Here is a 24,571-nt window from a genome sequence, read left to right as displayed (position 1 = left end):
GCCGGCGTCCCTGGTGGGGCGGTCTGCGGATTATTGTCCCGTGTCGGCCGGCGGCCGGTGGCCAAAGGCCGGCGCCAGCGGCAGCGGGTTGTTGGTCTCCACTTCGATCATCGTGGTGGCCGCCACGTTGCCCGCCAGGTCCAGGTACTGCACGCCGCCGTAGTAGCGCTGGCCCGGCGCCAGGCCGGTCCAGCTGACGGCCACCGTGGCCGTGCCGCCCACGTACACCTTGCTGGGACCAATCGCCTTCAGGTTGCCGCCCGTATCGGCGCGCGTCACGATGTCGGACGACAGCGTGAAGTCGGTCGACACGCCGTCGGCGGCCGTGTAGCCGATCACGCAGGCGCGGTAGGCGCCGGCCGGCGGGCTGGACAGGTGGATCGCTTCGTCCGCGCCACTGTGCAGGCTGGTGGCCACCAGCGCGCCGGAGGCGTCGAGCAGCGCCAGGTCCAGGTCGTCGTCGCCGTTGCCGCTGCTGGTGTCGCGGTTGAACAGTTCGAACGTGGACACCACCGTGTCGGACGGGACGGTGAACGGCAACACGCGCACCCCGTCGCCGGCCGCGTTGCAGGCGGCGGCGATCTGTTCCAGCGTATCGACGGAACCGGGCGCGGCCTGGCGCACGTTGAGCAGGCCGCTGCGGCTCACTGGCTTCAGGCCGCCCGTGGCCAGCCCCATGCGGCCGCTGAAGCCGGTGGTGATGCCGATGGCCCGGCTGGCCGTGGCCAGCGTGCTGTAGCTGAAGGCAGGCGCATCGACGGGGTGGCCGCTGCGCACGGTAACGGGGCTGGTGACGACGTGGCTGCCGTCAGTCCAGCGCAGCTTGCCGTATTGCCAGGCGTTGTCGGGCGCGCCGGCGCGCGTGAGCGCCACCGTGAACGGCAGGTTCTGGCCCGGCGCCAGCGTCAGGCTGGCCGGGGTGACGACGGCCGTGTAGCCGGGCACCTCGACGCTGGCCGTGTAGGTGGCCGTGGCCGCACCCACGTTGGTGACGGCGCGCTTGACGACGGTGGTGCCCAGCACATTGTTGACCGTGATGGAGGCCAGGTTGAGGTTGTAGCCGGTCACGGCGCCGCCCGCGCAGTCCGTGCTGAGGCCGGTGCCGCACAGGTATTGCTGGTAGTCGGCCGGGCCCAGGTCGTACACCAGGCCCGGATCGGCCGCGCCGTTCGGGTTGAGGTGGCCGGCGCCCTGGCCCCACGGCAGCGTGCCCTGGGCCATGCCGGTGTTGGCGTCGGGGAAGGTGGGCGTGGCGCTCGTCATCAGGGCCGACTTGACGGCGGCCGGCGACCAGCCCGGATGGCGCTGGCGCAGCAGCGCGGCCACGCCGGCCACGTGCGGGCTGGACATGGACGTGCCCTGGTAGAAGGCCCAGGCCGGCGGCGGCACCAGCGTGCCATTGACGATGTCGGCGCGCTGGGCCATGGTCAGGGCCGGCGTCACGCCGGCCAGGATGTCGACCCCGGGCGCCGTCAGGTCGGGCTTGAGCACGTTGGGGTCGAACAGGTTGGGGCCGCGCGAGGAGAAGTTGGCCATCACGGGCGCCGGCGTGGTGCCGATGGCGATGCGGAAGGTGCCGAGGGCGGCGCTGGCGCCCGGCGTCTGGGCATAGGCCTGGATCTGGGCGCCGTCGGCTGCCGTCACGTGGACGGTGGGCACGGCATGCACTTCGGCCACCAGGCCGGCGCCGTTGTCCACCATCACCATGCCGACCCCGCCGGCCTGCAGCACGGCCAGGCTCTTGTCGACCCGGGCGCTGGTGCCGCGGGTGCAGACGACGATCTTGCCGGACGCCTTGGCCGGGTCGAGCGCCGGGTTGCCGCCGTTGGTGCCGGCGCTGAAGCACAGCTTGACGGCGGTGGGATCGGCGCCCGCCAGGCCCGCGTCCTCGGCCCGCACGATGGGCGTGCCGGCCGGCAGCGCGGTGGTGTTGAGTGAGGCGCCGTCGTAATGGGCGCCGTTGCCCAGCGTGACGGTGGCCTGCATCACGCGGTTGTGGGTGGAGGCGCCCACCGTCGTCAGCCACGGGCTCAGGTGGGCCACCGTGTCGCCCGGGCCGGCGTTGCCGGCCGAGGCGGCCACGAACACGCCGGCGTCGGCCGCGTGCAGGAAGGCTTGTTCGACGGGATCGGCGATGGTGTTGCTGCCGCTGATGGAGTAGTTGATGACCTGCACCCCGTCCAGCACGGCCTGTTCGATGGCGGCCACGCTGTCGCTGGTCCAGCAACTGTTCTGGCCCGCGTCGTCGCCGGGATCGTTGTAGGTCCAGCACACCTTGTACATGGCCAGCCGGGCCCGCGGCGCCATGCCCGACACCTGGCCCATGGGAATGCCGGCCACGTTGGCGGGCACGCCGTGGTTGCCGCCGGCCGTGGACGAGGTGTGGCTGCCGTGGCCGCCCTGGCCGGCGGGATTGCCCAGCGAGTCGCGCGGCGAGCGGAACTCGCTCCAGTGCAAGGTCTTGCCGCTGGCCCGGAAGCCGGCGTCGAAATAGCGCGCGCCGATCAGCTTGTTATTGCAGTTGGCCACCGTGAAACCTTCACCGACCTGGCAGCTGCCGTGCCATCCCGTGGGCGGGCCGTAGACCAGGCTGGCGCCGGGGGCGAAGCTGGGGTGGCCGTCGGCGTCGATGCGGTCGGCGTAGGCCGGGTTGTCCGGCCACACGCCGGTGTCTATCATGCCGATCACCACGTCCTCGCCCGCGTGGCCGGGGCCGCCCAGCTGGTGCCACAGGCCATCGGGCTGGTCCAGCCCCAGGAAGGTGGGGGTGTAGTTGGTCTGCGGGCGGTGCGGCACGTCGGCCGTGATGCGGGCCACGTTGGCGTCGGCCTGCAGGCGGCGCACTTCGTCGTCCGTCAGCAGGGCGGCAAAGCCGTTCAGCACCACCTGGTAGCGGTGCAGCAGGGGAGCGCCGACCACCTGGGATCGCACGGCGTCCTGGTGGCGCAGCAGGTAGCCGGTGTAACGCTGTACGGCGGCGCCATGCAGGTCGAGCCGCTGGCCCGGCGCGGGGCGGGTGGCTGGCAGCCCGGCCATGGTGCCCGTGTAGGAGGCGACGGGTTGCCCGTGCAACTGGACCAGGTAGGGCCGGCGCAGTTCGTCGGCGTGCGCGTCCAGCGCCATGCCAGCCAGCAGCAGCGGTGGCAGCAGTGCCAGCCGGGATAGGCGGGAAAGCCGCAATAGCCGGGATGGCCGGGATGGCCGGGATAATCGGGATGGTCGGGATGTTCGGGATGATCGGGCTAACCGGGATGGCTGGCGGCGGCCGACGGCGGCCATCAGCAGCAAGCCCAGGCCCAGCATGGTCCAGCTGGCCGGTTCCGGCACGGCGGCGGCGGTCACGGCCACGTTGTCGAGCGCGAACTGGCCCTTGCCGTCGGTGAAGCTGACGCAGGTGCCGCCCGCGTCGCAGGACCAGGCCATCAGGTCCAGTTCGACGAAAGGCTGGGCGGCAAAGCCGGGGCTGGCCAGGTAATGCTGGAACTGGAAGCCGCCCGGGCCGGGGCCGTCCAGCGCATATTCCTCGTAGGCATAGCTGCCGTCCGCATAGGCGCCGTAGATGCCCAGCTTGCCTGCCAGGGCGGGGTAGGCCGCACCCGGCACGGCGCCGATGAAGCTGGCGTCGAACGCCTGCAGGCGGAAGGCGGCGCCCGGCTGGTCGGCGGCGATGACCAGCACGCCATCATTCAAGCCCTGGTAATAATGGCCGGGATTGGGCGGGCACATCAGGTTGACGCACACACCGGGATCGCTGCCGTCGGCCACCATGCCCACCAGGTCGCCCGGCAGGGCCAGCGGGTCGATGGTGTAGCCGGTCAGGGTATAGCCGGCTTCGTGCCAGCTCTGGTTCTGCGTGACGGCGCCGATGGGCACGCTGTCGAACGCCAGCACGGCGGCGCCGGCCGCTTGCGCCGCCAGCGCCGCCGCGCCCCAGAGCGCCGCGCGCAGCAGCCGTTGCAAGATCGGTTTCATCGTTTTATCCTCCAGTGTGGCCGGCGGGAAGGGCGGCGCCGTACGGAACGCCGCCAGCCACCTTGCCGCCGGCTGGTTGCCATGAAATGTAGCTATCCGTATAATAATGTGGTGAAAATTTCAATGTTTGTTATTTGTCTTGACTGTGTCGTGTCGTTGAACGTATGCCGGGCGGCATGTCAAATGCCTGTGCGGAAAAGGCGACAATGTTGAAAAATATCAAACAAAAAGCGATGGCTGCGGTAAGCTGCCGGTGGCCGCTTGCATGCTGCCAATTAAAGATTGTCGTAACCTTAAGCCGCGTGGTAGCCTCTGGACTCTGGGCAGGCGCCGGTTGTTGAATTGAGGAGTCGTGTTGATGGATGTAGCAAAGAATCAGGCCGCTACCGGGCTGCGCAAGGCCGGTGGCTTTACCTTGCTGGAACTGCTGGTGGTGATCGTCATCATCGGCTTGCTGGCCGCCTATGTGGGACCGAAGTACTTTGCCCAGCTGGGCAAGTCGGAGGTCACCATCGCCAAGGCCCAGATCGAAGCGTTCGAAAAGTCGCTCGACACCTACCGCCTGGACGTGGGCCGCTACCCGAGCACGGACGAGGGCCTGGCCGCGCTGCTGACCGCGCCCGCCACGGCCGGCGCCAAGTGGAACGGTCCCTACCTGAAGAAGGGCGTGCCGCCCGACCCATGGGGCCACCCCTACCAATACCGTTCGCCCGGCACCAAGGGCGAATTCGAGATCGTCTCGCTGGGCCGTGACGGCCAGCCGGGCGGCTCCGGCGAGGACGCCGACATCAGCTCCCAATAAACCTGTCCGTTCGCGCCGGCCCCCGCCATGCAGTTCGACGTCCGCACCTTGTCGGCCGATATGGTCATTGCCCATCTGCTCATTGATGGCCGCGATGAGGCCGACGCGCGCCGCCAGGTGGAGGCGCGCGGCCTGTTCGTGAGCGCCATCGCTCCCGTGCGCGGCACGCTGCGCACCCGGCGCGGCAAGGGCTTGTCCCTGGTGCTGTTCAGCCAGGAGTTGCTGGCCTTGCTGACGGCGGGCCTGGGCATCGTCGAGGCGCTGGAAGCGTTGCTGGAAAAGGAAGCCAGTCCGGTCACGCGCGGCGTGCTGGAACGGCTGCTGGCCGGCCTGCGCGAAGGCCAGCGCTTTTCCGCCGTGCTGGCCGACCAGCCGGAACTGTTCCCGCCCCTGTACGTGGGCATCGTCAAGGCGGCCGAAGGCACCTCCGACCTGCCGCGCTCCCTATCGCGCTTCATCGACTACCAGCAGCGCATCGACCTGGTGCGCGGCAAGCTGGTGTCGGCCGCCATCTACCCCTGCATTTTGCTGCTGGTGGGCGGCGGCGTGAGCCTGTTCCTGATCGGTTACGTGGTGCCCCGTTTCGCCGAGGTCTACCAGGGCGCCGGCCGCAACCTGCCGTGGCTGTCGCAGCAGATGCTCAACTGGGGCCAGTTCGCGGGCCAGCACACGGCGCTGCTGCTCGGTGGCATTGCCGCCGCGCTGGCCGGCGCCGCGCTGCTGCTGCGGCGCCTGGCCGGCAGCGGCGGCCTGGCCAGCCTGCTGGGGCGCCTGCCCGGTATCGGCGAGCGGGTGCGCATCTACGAGCTGTCGCGCCTGTACCTGACGCTGGGCATGCTGAGCGAAGGGGGCATTACCATCGTCCACGCCATCGAGACGGTGCAGGGCATGGTGTCGCCGTCCGTACGCACCGGCCTGCAGGGCGCGCGGGCCGCCATCGAGGCCGGCCTGCCGCTGTCGACGGCGTTCGAACGTAACGCCCTGACCACGCCGATCTCGCTGCGCATGCTGCGGGTGGGCGAGCGCACCGGCGACATGGGGCCCATGCTGACCCAGTCGGCCGCCTTCTACGACGGTGAGATCAGCCGCTGGATCGACCGCTTCACGCGCGCCTTCGAGCCGCTGCTGATGGCCGCCATCGGCCTGGTGGTGGGTGCCATCGTGGTGCTGCTGTACATGCCCATCTTCGATTTGGCGGGAGACATGTCGTGAGCGCGCTGCACCTGCCGGCCATCGACGCGGCCATGCTCACGCGCGCCCGCGCGCTGGCGCTGCAATCGAAACGCACCCTGGTCGAGGAACTGGAAGCGCTGTCGGGCATGGAGCCGCGGCTGGTGGTGCAGGCACTGGCCCAGCCGTTCGGACTGGAGGTGCTGGAGACGGCCGACATGCTGGCCATGACGCCGGCCTTCGACCTGCTGCCGCTGTCGCAGGCGCTGGCGCGCCACTGCGTGCTGCTGCGCGCGGCCGGCGGCGCCGTGACGGGCGTGATCGACAATCCGTTCGACCTGGACCTGCAGACCTGGCTGGGCACCCAGGCGCGCGCCACGCCCCATGCGCCGCTGGCCGTGCGGCTGGCGCTGCGGGCCGACATCGCGGCCTATCTGTCCAAGCAGGAGGAGTCGGCGCGCGCCACCGACACGCTGCTGCCGGGCGCCAGCGAAGGCCGGCGCGATGGCAAGACGGCCGCCGTGCTGTCGTTCGCCTCCGTCTCGGAAGGGGCCAGCCCCGCCGTGCGGCTGGTCAACTCCACGCTGTACGACGCGCTCAAGGCGGGCGCCTCCGACATCCACCTGGAGAGCACGGCCGGCGGGCTGGCCGTCAAGTACCGGGTGGACGGCGTGCTCGATCACGCCACCTCGGTCAACGGCATCGAAGTGGCCGAGCAGATCATCTCGCGCCTGAAGGTGCTGGCCGAACTCGATATCGCCGAGCGCCGCGTGCCGCAGGACGGCAGCTTCCGGGTCGAGGCGGGCGGACGCGAGATCGACCTGCGCGTCTCCATCATGCCCAGCATCCACGGCGAGGATGCCGTGATCCGTATTCTCGACAAGCGCGCCATGATCGAAGCCTACGGCTCGCTGACGCTGGAGGCGCTGGGCTTCGACGCGCCATCGCTGGCCACGCTGCGGGTGCTGGCGCAGGAAGCCTACGGCATGCTGCTGGTGACGGGCCCCACCGGTTCCGGCAAGACCACCACGCTGTACGCGGCGCTGACGGAAATTCACAACGGGCGCGAAAAGATCATCACCATCGAAGACCCGGTCGAATACCAGCTGCCCGGCATCCTGCAGATTCCCGTCAACGAGAAGAAGGGCCTGACCTTCGCCAAGGGCCTGCGCTCGATCCTGCGCCACGACCCGGACAAGATCATGGTGGGCGAGATCCGCGACCGCGAGACGGCCGAAATCGCCGTGCAGTCGGCGCTGACGGGCCACCTGGTGCTGACCACGGTGCACGCCAATAACGTGTTCGACGTGTTCGGCCGCTTCACCCACATGGGCATCGATCCCTACGCCTTCGTGTCGGCCCTGAACGGCATCTGGGCCCAGCGCCTGGTGCGCATCAACTGCCCGCACTGCGCCGCGCCCTACACGCCGGACGAGCAGGAACTGGCCAGCGTGGGCCTGGGCCGGGCCGACGCGCAGGACTACCGCTTCATGCAGGGCAAGGGTTGCGGCGACTGCCGCGGCACCGGCTACAAGGGCCGCCGTTCGATCGCCGAGATCCTGACCCTGAACGACGAGATCCGCGAGCTGATCGTCGACAAGCGGCCTATCCGCCAGATCAAGCAGGCGGCCCACGCCAACGGCACGCGCAGCCTGCGCCAGGCGGCGCTGGAACTGGTGCGGCGCGGCGGGACCACGCTGGCCGAAATCAAACGGGTGACCCTGCATGCGTAGACTACCGGGACAGGCATTGCGCATCGGCGTGTCGGGCAGCGCCGTCAGCCTGCTGCGCACCAGCCGCTGGCGCGCGGCCGGGCCGGCACTGACGGTGCTGGCCGAACACGCCTTCTCGCCGGCCGGCGAGCATCCGTTCGACGCCATCGGCAACGCGCTGCGCGCGCTGCTGGGCGAGCAGAAGCTGGCCGGCTGGCCGGCCAGCATCGTGCTCGACGACGAGCTCACGCGCCTGTGGCAGGTCACGCCGCCGGCCGGCGCGGCCCGCCTGGCCGACATCGAAGCGGCGGCCGGCCTGCGCTTTCACACCTTGTACGGCGAGCCGCCGGCGGGGTGGCGCATCGCCGCCGACTGGGACGCCAGCCATCCCTTCTTCGCCGCCGCCGTGCCGCGCGCGCTGTTGACGGTGCTGGAACTGGTGGCGCAGGAACATAAACTGGCCATCGTCGCCGTCACGCCCCATTTCGTGGCCGCCTGGAATCGCTGGCAGCGCGCGCTGGCGCCCGGCGCCTGGTTCGGTGCGCTGCACGACGGCTTGCTGACGGTGGCGGCGGTGGAGGGCAAGCGCCTGCGCGCCGTGCGCGCGCTGCCGGTGCCGGCCGGCGCCGACCATTACTGGCTGACCCAGGCCCTGACGCGCGAAGCGCTGCTGCACCAGCTCGACGCGCCGGCCCTGCTGCAGCTGTGCGGTCCCGCGCCGGCCCTGTGGACTGGCCCCGTGAGCAATCCGGCCCACATCCGCTGCAGCGCGCTCGACCTGGCGCAGCGCGCCGGCGAGGCGGCGTGGAGCAGCGCGGCCATGCTGGCCCGTTGCGGGAGCGCCGTATGAGGCCGTTGCGCATCGATTTCGCGCCACGCAGCTGGCGCCGCACCCTGTACCACCTGCATCCGGCCGTGCTGGCGGCGGGCGTGGCGGGGCTGCTGCTGTGCGCCGGCGCGGCGCTTGGCGGCTGGCATGTGGTGGAATTGCGCCGCGCGCGCGAGCAGGCCGTGCGCCAGCTGGAAGAGCGCCAGGCCGCGCAACGCGCCCGGCCGGTGGCCGTGACGGCCGCGCCGATCCCGGAAGCGCAGGCCAGCTTTGTCAACGGCGCCGTGATGCAGCTCAACCTGCCATGGCGCGAGCTGCAGGATGCGGTGGCCGCCGCCACGCCGCCCACGGTGGCGCTGCTGGCGCTGGAGCCCGATCCCCGCAAGCAGGTGCTCAAGCTCACGGCCGAGACGAAAAACAGCGACGACATGATCGCCTATGTCGAGCAGCTCAAGGAGCAGGAATTGTTCGACGGCGTGCTGTTGACCCGTCACGAAATCAATGAGCAGGACAGCAACCATCCGTTGCGCTTCCAGCTCGAAGCACACTGGGTGGCGCGGTGAACGGCGCGCACCTGTCGGCATTGTTGCTGCGCGCGCGCCTGGCGCTGGCGCGCGCCGGCGCGCCCGCGTGCGTGGCGGCGCTGCTGTGCGTGGCCGCTGTGGCCGGGTGGGCCTGGCTGCTGCCGCAGCGGGCCGCGCAGCAGGCGCAGGCGGCGCAACCGTTGCCGGCGCCGGTGGCGCTGGTGAGCGCGCCGCCGCCGCCCACGGCCGACGAGAACCTGGCCGCGTTCTACGACGTGCTGGGCGAGCAGCGTTATGCGGAACAGCAGGTCAAGCTGCTGTTCGGGCTGGCCGCCAAGGCCAACCTGGCGCTCAGCCAGGGCGAATACAAGTCGGCCTACGACAAGGCCAGCCGCGTCCACACTTACCAGATCGTACTGCCGGTGAAGGGGCCGTACGCGGCCATCTGGCAGTTCACGCTGCAGGCCCTGCGCGCCATGCCGTTCGCCGCGCTCGACGAGGTGGGCTTCCGGCGCGACGCCATCGCCGATCCGGCCGTCGAGGCGCGCATCCGCCTGACGCTGTACCTGAAAGATGCGCAGACGGTGGTGCAGCCATGAAGCCTTATCAGATCGCGCTGGCGCTGGCCCTGGTGGGCGCGGCCGGGCTGGCCCTGTTCGGCGACAAGACGCCGTCGTCGGACGTGGCCGAGGCGGTGGTGCGCCCGCGCGCCGGCGCCGTGGCCAACGGCGCGGGCAAGGGTACGGGCAAAGACAACGACAATGGCCGCGCCACCGGCACGGCCATCGGCGCAGGCACTGGCACTGGCACGGCTGGCGGCCTCGCGCCGGCCCGCATGCAACGGGCCGGATCGGGCGCCGCCGCGGCGGGCGCCAGCGGTCCCGCCATCCTGCGCCTGATACCGCGCGCGGAACTGGTGGGCGAGGCGGGCGATGCCCGCTTTGCGGCCGGCGAGGGCGTATTCCTGGGCCAGAACTGGACCCCGCCCGCGCCGCCGCCACCGCCACCGCCGCCGCCACCGCCACCTTCGGCGCCGCCGCTGCCGTTTACCTACATCGGCAAGGCTGCCGCCGACGGCGCGTGGGAAGTCTATCTGAGCCGCGCCGACAAGGTGTACGTGGTGCGCGCCAAGAGCGTGATCGACGGCGTCTACCGGGTGGACGCGATCGCGCCGCCGCTGATGTCCCTGACCTATCTGCCTATGAACCTGGTTCAACAGCTCAACATTGGAGTGCTCGACTGATGCCTAGTCACCCACAGAAGCGCGCCGGCCGGCGCGTGCTGACGCATATGACCCGCACCCTGGCGCTGCCCGCGCTGGCGCTGGCGCTGGGCGGATGCGCCGCGCAACTGGCTTACCGCGACGGCAGCGACCTGATCGCGCACGACCAGGTCGAGGCGGGGCTGCGCAAGTACCAGGAGGCCATGGCGGCCGAACCGGGCAACGCCAAATACCGTGCGGCCTATCTGCAGGCGCGCGACCGGGCCACCGTACGCTATCTGGAGCAGGCCGACAGGGCGCTGGCGGCCGGCCAGTATCCGGCCGCCGAACAGGGCTTCCAGCACGTGCTGGCGCTCGACATGGCCAATGAACGCGGCCGCGCCGGCCTGCGCGCGGTGGACGCGGCGCAGCGCCAGGACAAGCTGCTGGCCAGCGCGCGCGAGCACGCCGGCAAGGGCGAATACGAGCTGGCGGGCCAGCAGCTGAACGCCATCCTGACCGAGACCCCGACCCACGACGCGGCGCGCCAGCTGCTGCGCGAGGTGCAGGCCAAGGCCGCGCCGCCGGCGGCCGAGACGGGGCTGGCCAAGGCCTTCCGCCAGCCGATCTCGATCGAATTCCGCGACGCGCCCCTGAAGCAGGTGTTCGAGGTGATCGCGCGCCGCTCCGGCCTGAACTTCGTGTTCGACAAGGACGTCAAGACGGACCAGAAGGCGTCCATCTTCCTCAAGAACAGCACGGTGGAATCGGCCATCTACTTCCTGCTGATGACCAACCAGCTGGAACGCCAGGTCATGGACGGCAACACCATCCTGATCTATCCGAACGTGGCGGCCAAGCTGAAGGAATACCAGGAGATGGTGGTCAAGACCTTCTACCTGGCCAACGCCGAGGCCAAGCTGGTGGCCAACACGCTGAAAACCATCCTCAAGTCGCGCGACGTGGTGGTGGACGAAAAGCTGAACCTGCTGATCGTGCGCGACACGCCCGAGGCGATCCGCCTGGCCGAACGCCTGGTGGCGCTGCAGGACACGCCGGAAGCGGAAGTGATGCTGGAAGTGGAGATCCTCGAGATCAAGCGCACCCGCCTGATGGAGCTGGGTGTGACCTGGCCGGCCGGCGTCACGCTGACGCCGCTGTCGACCTCGGGCGGCACTGGTCTGACCATCCGCGACCTGAACAACCTGAACCAGCGCACCATCGGCATCGCCGGCGTGGGCGGTTCGCTCAACGCCACCATCAACGCCAGCAAGACGGACGGCGACGCCAACCTGCTGGCCAATCCGCGCATCCGCGTGCGCAACAAGGAAAAGGCCAAGATCGTCATCGGCGACAAGGTGCCCGTCATTACCACCACCATTTCGCCGGGCGCCGGCGGCTTTGCCACGGAGTCGGTCAGCTACGTGGACGTGGGCCTGACGTTGAACGCCGAGCCGACCATCTATCTCAACAACGAGGTGGGCATCCGCGTGCAGCTGGAGGTGAGCAACCTGGTCAACCAGATCCAGACCAAGTCCGGCACCACGGCCTACCAGATCGGCACGCGCCAGGCCTCCACCATGCTGCAATTGAAGGATGGCGAGAACCAGGTGCTGGCGGGGCTGATCAACAGCGAAGAGCGCAGCACGGGCAGCCACGTGCCCGGCATCGGCGACTTGCCGCTGCTGGGCCGCCTGTTCGGCAGCAACCGCGACGACAACCAGAAGACGGAGATCGTGCTGTCGATTACGCCGCACCTGATCCGCAATGTGCAGCGGCCGGAGGCGCAGCTGTCCGAGTTCTCGGCCGGCACGGAGGCCAACTTCCGCCGCCGTCCGGACCTGGCGGCCCGTCCGCCGGCCCAGCTGCCGGCAGCGCCGGGCGCCCGTCCGGCGCTGCCGGCGCCGCCGGCCGGTGGCGCCAGCGCCGCTACGCTGCAGCCGGCGCCGCAGCCGCAGTCCCCGCCGGAAGGCGCGCCCATGGTGTCGCCGCCGCCGTCAGCGGTGCAGCCAGGGCCGTTGCCGCCGTCGGCCGTGCAGCCGGTGCCGGTGGCCGTGCCCGTGGCCGTGCCGACGCCGGAGACGGCGCCCCCGGCCGAAGCGGCGCCCGCGCAGGGACAGTGATGGCATCCATGCGGCCCCTGCGCGCCGGCGGCTTTACGCTGATCGAGCTGCTGGTCACGCTGGCCATCCTTGGCCTGCTGGGCACACTCGTGATCCCGGCCGCCCAGGTGACGGTGCAGCGCCGCCAGGAGCAGGAATTGCGCTACGCGCTGCATGAAATCCGCCAGGCCATCGACGCCTACAAGCAGGCCTACGACGACGGCCGCATCGCCAAGACGCTGGCCTCGAACGGCTATCCGAAGACGCTGGAAGTGCTGGTGGACGGGGTGCCCGACCTGCGCAGCCCCAAGCGCAGCAAGATCTTTTTCCTGCGCCGCTTGCCGCGCGACCCGTTCAACCCGGAGCCGGGCGGCAGCGAATCGCAATCCTGGGGCAAGCGCAGCTACGCCAGCGAGGCCGAGGAGCCGAAGGAGGGCGAGGATGTCTACGACGTCTACAGCACCAGCGAGCGCGTCGGCCTGAACGGCATCCCCTACCGCAAGTGGTGACCTTGATGAAACGACAGCCAGGCGCCCGTGCCGTCGCGGGCTTTACCCTGATCGAATTGCTGGTGGTGCTGGGCATCGTGGCCTTGATGCTGACGCTGGCCGTGCCGCGCTATTTCCCCAGCATCGACAAGTCCAGGGAGATCGTGCTGGCCGATAACCTGCGCAATCTGCGCGGCGTGATCGACCAGTATTACGGCGACACGGGCCGCTACCCCGACTCGCTGGAGCAGCTGGTGGAGAAGAAATACCTGCGCGCGCTGCCGGTAGACCCCATCACGGACAGCACCAGCACCTGGATCGTGCTGCCGCCGGAAGACGGCAGCAAGGGCGGGGTCTACACCATCAAGAGCGGAGCGCCCGGCAATGACCGCAGCGGCAAGCCATACAGCGACTGGTAGGGCGGCCGCGGGACAGGGCGGCTTCACCTACCTGAGTGTGATCGTGCTGGTGGCCATCATCGGCCTGGTCACGGCCACCACGCTCAAGGTGGGCAGCGTGCTGCAGCGCAGCCGGGCCGAGCAGGAGCTGCTGATTATCGGCGCCGCCTTCAGCGACGCCCTGCAAAGCTATGCCAGCGCCACGCCCTCCGGCCAGCCGCCGCAGCCGGCCTCGCTCAAGGACTTGCTGAAGGACCCGCGCTTTCCCGGCACCCGCCGCCACCTGCGCAAGCTGTTCGTCGATCCCATGACGGGCAAGGCCGAATGGGGCCTGGTGCGCCTGGGCGACGCCGACGGCAAGAACGACGGCAAGGGCGGCATCGTGGCCGTCTACAGCCTGTCGGACGCGCGGCCGGTCAAGATAGGCAACTTCCCCGTCCGCTTCCAGTCCTTCGAAGGCAAGGCCCATATTTCGGAATGGAAATTTACGCTGACGGGCAAGCCTGCCTCGGTGGCGCCTGTGGCGCCGCTGCAACCATCGATTTCGCTCAAGCGCGACAATGCGCCGGCGGACGCTCCCGGCGCCATCCCGGCACCGTCCGCCGTGCCGGCCGCCGCCCCGGCGCTGCCCGTCCGCCCGGACAGCGAGGCCACGCCGGCGCTACCGGAACCGGCGCCAGTCCCGGCCGACACGGCGCCGCCAACGGCCGACCATCAATAGCGCTCACGTAGCAAGCGGACAAAATTCACCTATTGTCACAAAAGTAGTGTGCTACGGAAATGTTTTTCTTGTCATGTAAAACGTTATCAAAAAATAATCCAAAATGGAAAATTTACAATGCTAATTAGTGCAAATATGCTACTATTGCGCTCAGCGGTACCCCTTTAACCCACATTGGTTGGCGCAAGCGCAACCAAATTCATTTTTGAAGGATTTCCCTCATGAAATTGAAATTTCTCGTTGCCGGCCTGTTGGCCGCCGCGTCGTTCGCCGCTTCGGCAGCCGATCAATCCGTCGCACTGAACCTGACCGATGTCGTGTCGTTCAAAGCCACCAATCCCGTGCTCGATGGCGGCGACGACCTGATCAGCTTCAGCGGCCTGGCCGCTGGCGTGTACGACATTTCGATCACGCTGAGCTCGCAAGGCGTGACCTGGAACCAGGCCGCCACCAACCTGAACGGTGTGGTTGGCAGCTTCTCCGGCAACAAGCTGCAGTTTGCTGACTTCGAATACAACGGCGCGACCCCGTTCTCGCTGACCCTGGTCGGTACGAAAACGGCCGGCGCCACCAAGTTCGGCTACAGCGGCGACGTGTCGGTGTCGGCTGTCCCTGAGCCAGAAACCTATGGCATGCTGCTGGGCGGCTTGGCACTGATGGGCGTCGTTGCCCGCCGCAAGGCCAAGAAGTCGGCTTAATCTGCCGCGAGTATGAAAAAACCCGCCGCGTGCACCACGTGGCGGGTTTTTTTTCGTCCGTGCCAGCGGGGCCTTGCGCCGGTCAGCGCGTCGTGCGCTTGAAGTCGCGGAAACGGAAGCCCATGGCCAGCAAGGCGCCGAAATAGACGGCGCCGCTGACGGCGATCACAAGGAACAGGGCGCCGGCCCGCAGCAGCACCTGGTGCTGCATGCCCAGCCAGTCGACCAGGCTGGCGCTGTACCAGGCGGCCGCTCCCATGGCGGCGCAGGCCAGCACTACCCGCACGAAGAACCAGCCCCAGCCGGGCAGGGGGCGGTAGATGCCCCGCTTGCGCAAGCCCGTGTACAGGAAGCCGGCATTGACGCAGGCGCCCAGGCCGATCGACAGGGCCAGGCCGGCCACGGCGATGTAGGGCACGAACAGCAGGTTCATCAGCTGGGTCGCCACCAGCACGCCCAGCGCGATCTTGACGGGGGTGCGGATGTCCTGGCGCGCATAGAAGGCCGGCGCCAGCGTCTTGACGAGGATGATGCCGATCAGGCCGGCACTGTAGGCGATCAGCGGCTGGGCCGACATGGCGGCCGCGCGGTCGGTGAATTTTCCGTAGTGAAACAGCGTCGTGATCAACGGTTCGGCCAGGGTGGCCATGCCCACGGCCGCCGGCAGGGCCAGCAGGAACGTCAGGCGCAAGCCCCAGTCGAGCAGGTTGGAGTATTCCTCGGTGTCGCCGTCGGCGTTGGCCTTGGACAGGCTGGGCAGCAAGATGGTGCCCAGCGCCACGCCCAGCATGGCGGTGGGGAATTCCATCAGGCGGTCCGCGTAGGATAGCCAGGAAATGCTGCCCTCGGCCAGCCGGGAGGCGATGCTGGTGTTGATCATCAGGCTGATCTGGGCGGCCGACACGGCGAACACGGCCGGTCCCATCTTCTTCAGCACGCGGCGCACGCCCGGGTCGCCCAGGCCGGCGGCCGGGTTGAGCGACAGCCGCGGCAGCATGCCGATGCGGATCAGGGCCGGGATCTGGATGGCCACCTGCAGCACGCCGCCCACGAATACGGCGATGGCCATGGCATAGATGGGCTGGGCCAGGTGCGACTGCAGGAACAGCGAGGCGGCGATGAACGACAGGTTCAGCAGCACCGGCGTGAAGGCGGGGATCTTGAACACGCGCCAGGTGTTGAGGATGCCCCCGGCCAGCGCCACGAAGGACATGAAGCTAATATAAGGGAACATCAGGCGCGTCATCCAGACGGCCGCGTCGAAGGCGCCCGGCTCGGCGTGCAGGCCGGTGGCGATCAGGTAGACGAACAGGGGCGCGCCGACGATGCCGGCCGCGCTCACCAGCAAGGTGGCCCACACCAGCGTGTTGGCCACGTGGTCGGCCAGGGTCTTGCTCGCTTGCTGGCCGTGCTGGGTCTTGTACTCGGACAGGATGGGCACGAACGCTTGCGAGAAGGCGCCTTCGGCAAACAGGCGCCGCAGCAGGTTGGGGATACGGAAGGCGACGATGAAGGCGTCGGTGTAGGCGCCGGCGCCGAAGGCCCGGGCGAACAGGGTTTCGCGCAACAGGCCGGTGACACGGGAGAGCAGGGTCATGCTGGAGATGCCAGCCAGGGTTTTGAGCAAGTTCATGGGCCGAGATTATAACGGTAGCAACAGTGCCCACACGCACGTGTGGCGAGAATTTCTGGCCCCGTGCGCGCAGTTGGCTCTTGAGACATTGCAATATTCTGAATTTTTGAATTGCTCCGCTTGAAAAACATCGCTATAATCGAAGGCTGTACAGAATTCTGTTACGCAGACACTAATGTTTGGCAGGCAGTAGTTTGACTGACATGGTTCGGCAGCTGCACTGAACGCACCTGTTTGGCAAACAATAATGTTTGCAAACGCACTTTGACCCTGATTTAGGAAATTCCATGGCAAATACCGCACAAGCGCGCAAACGCGCTCGTCAAGCAGTTAAGCAAAACGCACACAACTCGTCCCAGCGTTCGACCTTGCGCACCGCTATCAAAGCAGTCCGTAAGGCGATCCAGGGCGGCGACAAAGCAGCTGCAACTGCTATCTTCCAGGCTTCCGTGTCGACCATCGACAGCATCGCCGACAAGAAGATCATCCACAAAAACAAGGCCGCTCGCCACAAGAGCCGTCTGGCAGCAGCCCTGAAGGCACTGTCCGCTTAATTTCCATTGCTTGCGGCTACGGCCGCGACAGGGAATACAGCAAGAACCCGCCTGACCTTCGGTCAGTGCGGGTTTTGTCGCTTGCGCCGCGTGTGCCGGCGCCGGGGTGGGGCGTGCCAGCGTTGCCTGGGCGATGGACGTAAAAAAAGGCAGGACGCGCCTGCCTTTTTGATATTGCCGGGAAAACTTACTTGGCTGGGGCCGAAGCTTCTGCGGAAGCGGAGGCGGAGGCAGCAGCTTTCTTGGCTTTCTTGGCTTTCTTCTTAGGAGCCGAAGCTTCTGCCGAAGCGGCTGGAGCCGATGCCGAAGCCATAGGAGCGGATGCCGATGCGGATGCCGACGCGGCTGGGGCAGCGGCGAAAGCGGAAGCGGCGAACAGGGATGCAACCAGAGCAGCGATGATTTTAGACATGTCAGTTCCTTTGGCAGTTAAAGAAAACAAGGATTCAAGTGAATCTGCCCCCTTTAACGTGGGCTGGAAATTGTCGGTTGACATGATTTTTCAAAAAAAATGCAAATTGGATGAAAAACTTTTGTTGCGCCGCAGCATTCCGCCTTCATGCGCTGGCCAGCCGCCATTCATTTGCCCAGTTCGGCCGGCGTCACGGCCCGCCATTCGCCCGGCATCAGCGGGTGGCTGGCCAGCGAGATGGCGCCGATGGCGCTGCGCACCAGGCGCAGCGTGGGCAGGCCGACGGCCGCTGTCATGCGCCGCACCTGGCGGTTCTTGCCTTCCTGCAGCGTGATGGCCAGCCAGCTGGTGGGCAGCCCGGCCCGCTGGCGGATGGGCGGGTTGCGCGGCCACAGCCATGCCGGCTCGGCGATGCGCACCGCCTTGCAAGGCTGGGTGGTGAAGTCGCCCAGGTCGATCGGCGCCTGCAGCCGGGCCAGTTGGTCCGCGTCGGGCACCCCGTCCACCTGCACCAGGTAAGTCTTGGGCTGCTTGTGGTCGGGGTGGGCGATGTCGTGCTGCAGCTTGCCGTCGTCGGTCAGCAGCAGCAAGCCTTCGCTGTCGGCGTCGAGCCGGCCGGCCGGGTAGATGTCGGGGATGTGCAGGTAGTCGGCCAGGGTGGGGCGGCCCGGCTGCGGGGAAAACTGGCACAGTACCTGGAACGGCTTGTTGAATAGTATTAAAGACATATTTATCAGTGGATCGATTGTGGTGTAGGCTAGGTAGCCTGGTTTATACGGACGCCGGCACCGGCGCCCAAAAAGCCGTAGCGCCTAGTAAAATACTCGTGCATAATGTGAAACGCCTGTCTTATGTCTTATAGAAGACCTAGGGCGAACGTAGTAAATTGGCAGCAAATTCAGATTGCAGATCATGCCCTGGAAGCGCAAGGACCTTGCCGCTTGCCGAGCGTCCACTTCGGAGAACACGATGTTTCAACATATCAAAGTACCTGCTGACGGCAAACAAATCACCGTCAACGCCGATTTTTCCCTGAATGTACCAGATAACCCTATCGTTCCCTATATCGAGGGTGATGGCACGGGCGTCGATATCAGCCCGGTGATGATCAAAGTGATCGACGCGGCCGTGGCCAAGGCTTACGGCGGCCAGCGCAAGATCAGCTGGATGGAAATCTACGCCGGCGAAAAGTCGACCACCGTGTACGGCCCCGACGTGTGGCTGCCGGAAGAGACGCTGCAAGTGCTGAAGGACTACGTGGTGTCGATCAAGGGTCCGCTGACGACCCCGGTCGGCGGCGGCATCCGTTCGCTCAACGTGGCCCTGCGCCAGCAGCTGGACCTGTACGTCTGCCTGCGCCCGGTGCGCTACTTCACGGGCGTGCCTTCGCCGGTGAAAGAGCCGGAGAAGACCGACATGGTCATCTTCCGCGAAAACTCGGAAGACATCTACGCCGGCATCGAATGGGCCGAAGGGTCGGACAGCGCCAAGAAACTGATCGACTTCCTGGTCAAGGAAATGGGCGTGACCAAGATCCGCTTCCCCGAAACGTCGGGCATCGGCATCAAGCCCGTGTCGCGCCAGGGTACCCAGCGCCTGGTGCGCAAGGCGATCCAGTACGCGATCGACAATGACAAGCCATCGGTGACCATCGTTCACAAAGGCAACATCATGAAATACACGGAAGGCGGTTTCCGCGACTGGGCTTACGAGCTGGCCCAGCAGGAATTCGGCGCCGAGCTGATCGACGGCGGCCCATGGTGCAAGTTCAAGAATCCCAAGACCGGCCGCGAGATCACGATCAAGGATTCCATCGCTGACGCATTCCTGCAACAGATCCTGCTGCGTCCGGCCGAGTACAGCGTGATCGCCACCCTGAACCTGAACGGCGACTACATCTCGGACGCGCTGGCGGCCCAGGTGGGCGGCATCGGCATTGCGCCGGGCGCCAACCTGTCGGACTCGGTGGCCATGTTCGAAGCCACCCACGGCACGGCACCCAAGTACGCGGGCAAGGATTACGTGAACCCCGGTTCGCTGATCCTGTCGGCGGAAATGATGTTGCGCCACATGGGCTGGACCGAGGCGGCCGACCTGGTGATCGACTCGATGCAGAAATCGATCGCTTCCAAGCGCGTTACCTACGACTTCGCCCGCCTGATGGAAGGCGCGACCCAGGTGTCGTGCTCCGGTTTCGGCGACGTGATGATCGAAAACATGTAATCGAGCTGGCCGGCGCCGCCCCGCGCGGCGTCCGCCACGGCCCCGTTCTCGCGAGAGGGCGGGGCTTTTTATTGTCAAAAAATGGGGACGTACCCCTTTTTTCTTTCCCCGTCCGTGACTTGGCAGCAACAGTTGTTGCTTACTCGGGACGAAAAAAAACCCCGCGGAGCGGGGTTTTCGACTTCCGTAGCGGCAGCTTACGCCGACTGGATGTTGGAAGCTTGCTTGCCTTTAGGGCCTTGCGTGACTTCGAACTGAACTTTTTGACCTTCTTTGAGGGTCTTGAAACCGTTCATGTTGATCGCGGAGAAGTGAGCGAACAAATCCTCACCGCCGTCATCTGGAGTGATGAAGCCAAAACCTTTGGAATCATTGAACCACTTAACAGTACCTGTTGCCATAAAAAGAACTTTCAAATAAAAACTGATCACACGAGCCATAAAAGCAAGAAGCTTTCTTGCCCCCTCCTCACGCCTCACTTCTTATCAACGTGTACATTTCTGCACGGAGTCGATAACGCATTGTTAGCGCGTGGATTTTTAAAGTCAAGCGCTTTCGTGGGTGTTTTGCTATTTTTCAGACAATTGGCACAAAAACAACTCTTGATTTTGCCGCCCCGGGCGCCATCTGCGCGGTGTTGAGAAAGCGCGTAAGATGGAAAACAATTGGATATGCGCTGAGAAATGCGCATTGCATCAACCCCGAAAGCATTAGAATATAAGCGTATGGCAACCAAGCATGACACTGAAACCCTGCTGGAGCGGCAAACGCTGAAGCCGCCACCGCTTTACCAGGTGGCGCTGCTCAACGATGACTACACGCCGATGGAATTCGTCGTCGCCATCATCCAGGAGTATTTCAACAAGGACAGGGAAACGGCCACACAGATCATGCTCAGCGTGCATCGCTATGGCAAGGGCGTGTGTGGCGTGTTTTCCAAGGATATAGCCTGTACCAAAGTGGAGTTCGTTTTAACGCATGCGCGCAAGGCAGGCCACCCCCTGCAGTGTGTGATGGAGGAAGTATGATCGCGCAGGAATTAGAAGTAAGTTTGCACATGGCGTTTGTCGAAGCCCGACAGGCACGGCACGAATTCATCACGGTCGAGCATCTGCTGCTGGCGCTGCTGGACAATCCGTCGGCCGCCGAAGTGTTGCGCGCCTGCGCCGTCAACATCGAGGACTTGCGCAAGACGCTGACCAACTTTATCGGCGATAACACGCCCACCGTGCCCGGCACGGGCGAGGTGGACACCCAGCCCACGCTGGGCTTCCAGCGTGTGATCCAGCGCGCCATCATGCACGTGCAGTCCGCTTCCAACGGCAAGAAGGAAGTGACGGGCGCCAACGTGCTGGTGGCCATCTTCGGCGAGAAGGACTCCCATGCCGTCTACTACCTGCACCAGCAGGGCGTGACGCGGCTGGACGTGGTCAATTTCATCTCGCACGGCGTGCGCAAGGACCAGTCGTCGGAAAGCGCCAAGGCGTCCGAAGGCGTGGAGGAGGGCGCCCCGTCCGATGGCCAGCAGAAGGAAAGCCCGCTCGACCAGTTCACCCAGAACCTCAACAAGGCCGCCGCCGAAGGCAAGATCGATCCCCTGATCGGGCGCGAGGACGAAGTCGACCGCGTGATCCAGGTGCTGTGCCGCCGCCGCAAGAACAACCCGCTGCTGGTGGGCGAGGCCGGGGTGGGCAAGACCGCCATCGCCGAAGGCCTGGCCTACCGCATCACCCAGAGCGACGTGCCGGAAATCCTGCAGCACGCCGTCGTCTACTCGCTCGACATGGGCGCGCTGCTGGCCGGCACCAAGTACCGGGGCGACTTCGAGCAACGCCTCAAGGCCGTGCTCAAGCAGCTCAAGGACAATCCGAACGGCATCCTGTTCATCGATGAAATCCACACCATCATCGGTGCCGGTTCCGCCTCCGGCGGCACGCTGGACGCGTCCAACCTGCTCAAGCCGGCGCTGGCCAACGGCCAGCTCAAGTGCATCGGCGCCACCACCTACACCGAGTTCCGCGGCGTGTTCGAGAAGGACCATGCGCTGAGCCGCCGCTTCCAGAAAGTGGACGTGAACGAGCCGACCGTCGAGCAGACGGTGCAGATCCTGCGCGGCCTCAAGTCGCGCTTCGAAGAGCACCACGGCGTCAAGTACTCGTCGTCGGCCCTGTCGACGGCGGCCGAGCTGGCGGCCCGTTTCATCAACGACCGCCACCTGCCCGACAAGGCCATCGACGTGATCGACGAGGCCGGTGCGGCCCAGCGCATCCTGCCCAAGTCCAAGCAGAAGAAGACCATCGGCAAGACCGAGATCGAGGACATCATCGCCAAGATCGCCCGCATCCCGCCGCAGACGGTCAACCAGGACGACCGCAGCAAGCTGCAGACCATCGATCGCGACTTGCGCAACGTCGTGTTCGGCCAGGATCCTGCCATCGAAGCGCTGGCCTCGGCCATCAAGATGGCCCGTGCCGGCCTGGGCAAGACCGACAAGCCGATCGGCTCCTTCCTGTTCTCCGGTCCCACCGGCGTGGGCAAGACGGAAGTGGCCAAGCAGCTGGCCTTCATCCTCGGCATCGAGCTGATCCGCTTCGACATGTCCGAGTACATGGAGCGCCATGCCGTGAGCCGCCTGATCGGCGCGCCGCCCGGCTATGTGGGCTTCGACCAGGGCGGCCTGCTGACGGAGGCGATCACCAAGAAGCCGCACGCCGTGCTGCTGCTGGACGAGATCGAGAAGGCGCACCCGGACATCTTCAACATCCTGCTGCAGGTGATGGACCATGGCACGCTGACCGACAACAACGGACGCAAGGCCGACTTCCGCAACGTGATCATCATCATGACCACCAACGCGGGCGCCGAGAGCTTGCAGAAGGCGTCGATCGGCTTCACCAGCTCCAAGCAGTCGGGCGACGAGATGGCCGACATCAAGCGCATGTTCACGCCGGAGTTCCGCAACCGGATCGACGCCACCATCAGCTTCCGTGCGCTGGACGAGGAAATCATCCTGCGCGTGGTCGACAAGTTCCTGATGCAGCTGGAAGAGCAGCTGCACGAGAAGAAGGTGGAAGCGATCTTCACGGAGAAGCTGCGCAAGTTCCTCTCGAAGAAAGGCTTCGACCCGCTGATGGGCGCGCGCCCCATGGCGCGCCTGATCCAGGACATGATACGCAAGGCGCTGGCCGACGAGCTGCTGTTTGGCCGTCTGGTGACCGGTGGCCGGGTGACGGTGGACCTGGACGAGAAAGACCAGGTCAAGCTGGAGTTCCCGGAATCGGACGCCGCGCCGACGCCGCCGCCGGAGACGGTGGAAGTGGAATAAGCGGCCCGCCGGCCGACAAAAAACCCGCATCGCTTGATGCGGGTTTTTTTATAGGTGCGGAACGTCGTTCAGGCGCCGGACAGGCCGCCGCCGATGGCTTTCAACTGCACTGCCCGCCGGCGTGACACTTCCACCGTGTGCCGGCCGGTCAGCGCGAGGTCCAGCCCGCCGCCGGCGTTGCTCGTCATGCGTTCGATGCAGCCGAGGTTGACGATGTGCTTGCGGCTGGCCCGGAAGAAAAGCTCGGGCGCCAGTCCCTGCTCCAGCTGGTTGAGCGAGCGCAGCATCAACGGTTGCTCGGTGCCGAAATACACGCGCGTGTAGTTGCCTTCCGATTCGAACAGGCGGATGTCCGCCAGGCTGACGAACCAGCAGCGCTCGCCATCCTTGATGAAGAGCTTGCCGGGCCCGCCGCGGCTGCGCGCGGGACGCAGCCCCAGCCGCTGCAGGGCCGCCGCCATCCGCGCCGGCGGGATGGGCTTTTGCAGATAGTCCAGCGCGTTGACCTCGAACGCGCGCAGTGCATAGTGGTCGAAGGCGGTGGTGAAGATGACCTCGGGCGCATGCGCCAGCGCGGCCAGCACGTCGAAGCCGCTGCCGTCGGGCAGTTGCACGTCGAGGAACACCAGATCGGGCTGCAGCGCCATGATCTGCCGCACGGCGTCGGCCGCGTTGACGGCCTCGCCGACGATGTCGATCTCGGGATGGCCCGCCAGCAGGCGGTGCAATTCCGCCCGGGCCAGGCGTTCGTCGTCCACCAGCAGGGCGCGCATCAGGCCGCCTCCGGCAGCGTCAGCGTGGCGCGCACCCAGCCGTGCTGCTCGCTCAGGGTCAGCGCCGCCGCCGCGCCCAGCGCCAGCGCCAGACGCTGGCGCGTGTTGCGCAGGCCCACGCGGGTCGTGTTCTGGCGCGCGACGATGGTGCCCTGGTTGGCGATCTCGATGCGCACGGCGCCACCGTGACGCCGCGCCTCGATGCGGATCTCGCTGCCGCTGGCGCTCGACTCGACGCCGTGCTTGACGGCGTTTTCCACCAGCGTTTGCAGCGCCATGGGCGGAATCGCCACCCGCTCAAGGCCAGGCTCCATGTGCACGCTGACCCGCAGGCGCTCTTCGAAGCGGATCTTTTCTATCGCCAGGTAACAGTGCACGGCGTCCAGTTCGCTGGCCAGCGCCACGGTCTCGGTCTGCTCCGACTGCAAGGCATAGCGCATCAGACTGGCCAACTGGTCGATCATGTGCGCGGCGGCGTTCGGATCCTCGTAGATCAGCGCGCGCACGCTGTTCATGCTGTTGAAGAAGAAGTGCGGATTGACCTGGGCCTGCAAGGCGCGCAATTCGGCGTCCTTGGCCAATACTTCCAGCCGCAGCGTTTCCGCTTCGAAGCGGCTGGCGCGGCGCAATGCCATGGCGGTGGCGTAGCAAACGTTCCAGCCCAGGTGCATGCCGGCCCAGAACAACAGCGCCTGCGGCAGCCAAGCCACCCCGTGGATATCGCCGAACGGGCGGAACACCACAAAGCCCAGGGTCTGGAGGGCCGTGCTGGCGGCGGCCAGTGTCGGCACGGCCGCCGCCATGGCCCGCCACGGCAATTGTCCGGCCGGCCAGCGTCGCTTGATCTGGCGGTGCCACAGGTCCGACAGTAGCCCGCCGGCCCCCGCGCCCCACCAGCACACGGCGATGAAGCGGACGTTGGCGCCGCCGCCCACGCCATAGGACATCAGGAACAGCGGCACGCAACACCAGCCGGCCAATTGCAGGGGCCAATACCAATGGATGCGGGCGAACAAGGGTGTTGTTTTATGCAT

23 protein-coding genes are annotated in these 24,571 nt (G+C 66.6%); 16 read left to right on the top strand and 7 right to left on the bottom strand.

The window, feature by feature from the left end; all coding sequences use genetic code 11:
- Positions 1–30: 30 nt before the first annotated feature.
- Positions 31–3,972, bottom strand: a complete 3,942-nt coding sequence (locus AC3WOS_RS15960) for an NF038120 family PEP-CTERM protein (protein ID WP_492717003.1) — start codon at positions 3,970–3,972, stop codon at positions 31–33.
- A 358-nt stretch (positions 3,973–4,330) separates the two neighbouring features.
- On the opposite strand from AC3WOS_RS15960, the gene gspG reads away from it, so the two are divergent.
- From gspG to AC3WOS_RS15900, 12 genes are all read left to right on the top strand, one after another.
- The gene (gene gspG / locus AC3WOS_RS15955; RefSeq protein ID WP_492717002.1) at positions 4,331–4,774 is read left to right on the top strand and encodes a type II secretion system major pseudopilin GspG; all 444 of its coding nucleotides are present in this window, start codon (positions 4,331–4,333) and stop codon (positions 4,772–4,774) included.
- Between the two features lie 27 nt (positions 4,775–4,801).
- A complete protein-coding gene (locus tag AC3WOS_RS15950) occupies positions 4,802–5,986 on the top strand; it encodes a type II secretion system F family protein (RefSeq protein ID WP_492717001.1) in 1,185 nt (394 codons plus the stop codon).
- 32 nt (positions 5,987–6,018) lie between these two features.
- Complete coding sequence (locus tag AC3WOS_RS15945) at positions 6,019–7,677, top strand: GspE/PulE family protein (protein ID WP_492717017.1); 1,659 nt, start codon at positions 6,019–6,021, stop codon at positions 7,675–7,677.
- Complete coding sequence (locus AC3WOS_RS15940; protein ID WP_492717000.1) at positions 7,670–8,506, top strand: hypothetical protein; 837 nt, start codon at positions 7,670–7,672, stop codon at positions 8,504–8,506. Before AC3WOS_RS15945 ends, AC3WOS_RS15940 begins: the two co-directional genes overlap by 8 nt.
- Entirely contained in the window at positions 8,503–9,048 is a 546-nt protein-coding gene (locus AC3WOS_RS15935; protein ID WP_492716999.1) for a hypothetical protein, read from the top strand. Before AC3WOS_RS15940 ends, AC3WOS_RS15935 begins: the two co-directional genes overlap by 4 nt.
- Complete coding sequence (locus AC3WOS_RS15930; protein ID WP_492716998.1) at positions 9,045–9,608, top strand: hypothetical protein; 564 nt, start codon at positions 9,045–9,047, stop codon at positions 9,606–9,608. The genes AC3WOS_RS15935 and AC3WOS_RS15930 overlap by 4 nt, the downstream gene beginning before the upstream one ends.
- Positions 9,605–10,252: a hypothetical protein gene (locus tag AC3WOS_RS15925; protein ID WP_492716997.1), complete on the top strand. Its 648-nt coding sequence runs from the start codon at positions 9,605–9,607 to the stop codon at positions 10,250–10,252. Before AC3WOS_RS15930 ends, AC3WOS_RS15925 begins: the two co-directional genes overlap by 4 nt.
- Positions 10,252–12,333: a secretin GspD/PilQ domain-containing protein gene (locus AC3WOS_RS15920; RefSeq protein WP_492716996.1), complete on the top strand. Its 2,082-nt coding sequence runs from the start codon at positions 10,252–10,254 to the stop codon at positions 12,331–12,333. The genes AC3WOS_RS15925 and AC3WOS_RS15920 overlap by 1 nt, the downstream gene beginning before the upstream one ends.
- A complete protein-coding gene (locus AC3WOS_RS15915) occupies positions 12,333–12,821 on the top strand; it encodes a type II secretion system protein (RefSeq protein WP_492716995.1) in 489 nt (162 codons plus the stop codon). Before AC3WOS_RS15920 ends, AC3WOS_RS15915 begins: the two co-directional genes overlap by 1 nt.
- 5 nt (positions 12,822–12,826) lie before the next feature.
- Complete coding sequence (locus AC3WOS_RS15910; RefSeq protein ID WP_492716994.1) at positions 12,827–13,219, top strand: type II secretion system protein; 393 nt, start codon at positions 12,827–12,829, stop codon at positions 13,217–13,219.
- On the top strand, positions 13,185–13,919 hold the full coding sequence (locus AC3WOS_RS15905; protein WP_492716993.1) for a type II secretion system protein: 735 nt from the start codon (positions 13,185–13,187) through the stop codon (positions 13,917–13,919). The genes AC3WOS_RS15910 and AC3WOS_RS15905 overlap by 35 nt, the downstream gene beginning before the upstream one ends.
- 221 nt (positions 13,920–14,140) lie before the next feature.
- Positions 14,141–14,617: an FxDxF family PEP-CTERM protein gene (locus AC3WOS_RS15900; RefSeq protein WP_492716992.1), complete on the top strand. Its 477-nt coding sequence runs from the start codon at positions 14,141–14,143 to the stop codon at positions 14,615–14,617.
- 82 nt (positions 14,618–14,699) lie between these two features.
- On the opposite strand, the gene murJ is transcribed toward AC3WOS_RS15900, so the two are convergent.
- Complete coding sequence (gene murJ, locus AC3WOS_RS15895) at positions 14,700–16,250, bottom strand: murein biosynthesis integral membrane protein MurJ (protein ID WP_492716991.1); 1,551 nt, start codon at positions 16,248–16,250, stop codon at positions 14,700–14,702.
- 287 nt (positions 16,251–16,537) lie between these two features.
- On the opposite strand from murJ, the gene rpsT reads away from it, so the two are divergent.
- Complete coding sequence (gene rpsT / locus AC3WOS_RS15890) at positions 16,538–16,804, top strand: 30S ribosomal protein S20 (protein WP_182161499.1); 267 nt, start codon at positions 16,538–16,540, stop codon at positions 16,802–16,804.
- Between the two features lie 187 nt (positions 16,805–16,991).
- Here the strand turns inward: rpsT and AC3WOS_RS15885 are convergent, their stop codons facing one another.
- Positions 16,992–17,300 carry a hypothetical protein gene (locus AC3WOS_RS15885; protein ID WP_492716990.1) on the bottom strand — a complete coding sequence of 103 codons (309 nt, stop codon included), beginning with the start codon at positions 17,298–17,300 and terminating at the stop codon, positions 16,992–16,994.
- Between the two features lie 83 nt (positions 17,301–17,383).
- Positions 17,384–17,944: a pseudouridine synthase gene (locus AC3WOS_RS15880; RefSeq protein WP_492716989.1), complete on the bottom strand. Its 561-nt coding sequence runs from the start codon at positions 17,942–17,944 to the stop codon at positions 17,384–17,386.
- A gap of 241 nt (positions 17,945–18,185) precedes the next feature.
- Between AC3WOS_RS15880 and icd the strand changes: the two genes are divergently transcribed.
- Entirely contained in the window at positions 18,186–19,439 is a 1,254-nt protein-coding gene (icd, locus tag AC3WOS_RS15875) for an NADP-dependent isocitrate dehydrogenase (RefSeq protein ID WP_492716988.1), read from the top strand.
- Between the two features lie 197 nt (positions 19,440–19,636).
- Here icd and cspE read toward each other — a convergent pair whose 3' ends face one another.
- Positions 19,637–19,840, bottom strand: a complete 204-nt coding sequence (gene cspE, locus AC3WOS_RS15870; protein ID WP_008446468.1) for a transcription antiterminator/RNA stability regulator CspE — start codon at positions 19,838–19,840, stop codon at positions 19,637–19,639.
- Between the two features lie 324 nt (positions 19,841–20,164).
- Between cspE and clpS the strand changes: the two genes are divergently transcribed.
- Both clpS and clpA read left to right on the top strand, forming a co-directional pair.
- Positions 20,165–20,467 carry an ATP-dependent Clp protease adapter ClpS gene (gene clpS / locus AC3WOS_RS15865; RefSeq protein WP_008446470.1) on the top strand — a complete coding sequence of 101 codons (303 nt, stop codon included), beginning with the start codon at positions 20,165–20,167 and terminating at the stop codon, positions 20,465–20,467.
- Complete coding sequence (clpA, locus tag AC3WOS_RS15860; RefSeq protein ID WP_492716987.1) at positions 20,464–22,764, top strand: ATP-dependent Clp protease ATP-binding subunit ClpA; 2,301 nt, start codon at positions 20,464–20,466, stop codon at positions 22,762–22,764. Before clpS ends, clpA begins: the two co-directional genes overlap by 4 nt.
- Positions 22,765–22,832: 68 nt before the next feature.
- Here clpA and AC3WOS_RS15855 read toward each other — a convergent pair whose 3' ends face one another.
- Positions 22,833–23,537 (bottom strand): LytR/AlgR family response regulator transcription factor, encoded by a 705-nt coding sequence (locus AC3WOS_RS15855; RefSeq protein WP_492716986.1) that lies wholly within the window; start codon positions 23,535–23,537, stop codon positions 22,833–22,835.
- Entirely contained in the window at positions 23,537–24,571 is a 1,035-nt protein-coding gene (locus tag AC3WOS_RS15850; protein ID WP_492716985.1) for a sensor histidine kinase, read from the bottom strand. The genes AC3WOS_RS15855 and AC3WOS_RS15850 overlap by 1 nt, the downstream gene beginning before the upstream one ends.

The sequence above is a fragment of the Rugamonas sp. FW305-51 genome, from assembly GCF_058786935.1.
The sequence above is the reverse complement of the archived record's forward strand: the minus strand, read 5'-3'. Positions and strand labels throughout refer to the sequence as shown.

Coding starts and splice junctions, on each gene's coding strand:
- AC3WOS_RS15885 (WP_492716990.1), bottom strand. CDS start 17,300: ATGTCAACCGACAATTTCCAGCCCACGTTAAAGGGGGCAGATTCACTT.
- clpS (WP_008446470.1), top strand. CDS start 20,165: ATGGCAACCAAGCATGACACTGAAACCCTGCTGGAGCGGCAAACGCTG.
- AC3WOS_RS15905 (WP_492716993.1), top strand. CDS start 13,185: ATGACCGCAGCGGCAAGCCATACAGCGACTGGTAGGGCGGCCGCGGGA.
- AC3WOS_RS15925 (WP_492716997.1), top strand. CDS start 9,605: ATGAAGCCTTATCAGATCGCGCTGGCGCTGGCCCTGGTGGGCGCGGCC.
- icd (WP_492716988.1), top strand. CDS start 18,186: ATGTTTCAACATATCAAAGTACCTGCTGACGGCAAACAAATCACCGTC.
- AC3WOS_RS15850 (WP_492716985.1), bottom strand. CDS start 24,571: ATGCATAAAACAACACCCTTGTTCGCCCGCATCCATTGGTATTGGCCC.
- AC3WOS_RS15900 (WP_492716992.1), top strand. CDS start 14,141: ATGAAATTGAAATTTCTCGTTGCCGGCCTGTTGGCCGCCGCGTCGTTC.
- AC3WOS_RS15920 (WP_492716996.1), top strand. CDS start 10,252: ATGCCTAGTCACCCACAGAAGCGCGCCGGCCGGCGCGTGCTGACGCAT.
- AC3WOS_RS15855 (WP_492716986.1), bottom strand. CDS start 23,537: ATGCGCGCCCTGCTGGTGGACGACGAACGCCTGGCCCGGGCGGAATTG.
- AC3WOS_RS15935 (WP_492716999.1), top strand. CDS start 8,503: ATGAGGCCGTTGCGCATCGATTTCGCGCCACGCAGCTGGCGCCGCACC.
- rpsT (WP_182161499.1), top strand. CDS start 16,538: ATGGCAAATACCGCACAAGCGCGCAAACGCGCTCGTCAAGCAGTTAAG.
- AC3WOS_RS15945 (WP_492717017.1), top strand. CDS start 6,019: ATGCTCACGCGCGCCCGCGCGCTGGCGCTGCAATCGAAACGCACCCTG.
- cspE (WP_008446468.1), bottom strand. CDS start 19,840: ATGGCAACAGGTACTGTTAAGTGGTTCAATGATTCCAAAGGTTTTGGC.
- clpA (WP_492716987.1), top strand. CDS start 20,464: ATGATCGCGCAGGAATTAGAAGTAAGTTTGCACATGGCGTTTGTCGAA.
- murJ (WP_492716991.1), bottom strand. CDS start 16,250: ATGAACTTGCTCAAAACCCTGGCTGGCATCTCCAGCATGACCCTGCTC.
- gspG (WP_492717002.1), top strand. CDS start 4,331: ATGGATGTAGCAAAGAATCAGGCCGCTACCGGGCTGCGCAAGGCCGGT.
- AC3WOS_RS15940 (WP_492717000.1), top strand. CDS start 7,670: ATGCGTAGACTACCGGGACAGGCATTGCGCATCGGCGTGTCGGGCAGC.
- AC3WOS_RS15880 (WP_492716989.1), bottom strand. CDS start 17,944: ATGTCTTTAATACTATTCAACAAGCCGTTCCAGGTACTGTGCCAGTTT.
- AC3WOS_RS15910 (WP_492716994.1), top strand. CDS start 12,827: ATGAAACGACAGCCAGGCGCCCGTGCCGTCGCGGGCTTTACCCTGATC.
- AC3WOS_RS15960 (WP_492717003.1), bottom strand. CDS start 3,972: ATGAAACCGATCTTGCAACGGCTGCTGCGCGCGGCGCTCTGGGGCGCG.
- AC3WOS_RS15950 (WP_492717001.1), top strand. CDS start 4,802: ATGCAGTTCGACGTCCGCACCTTGTCGGCCGATATGGTCATTGCCCAT.
- AC3WOS_RS15915 (WP_492716995.1), top strand. CDS start 12,333: ATGGCATCCATGCGGCCCCTGCGCGCCGGCGGCTTTACGCTGATCGAG.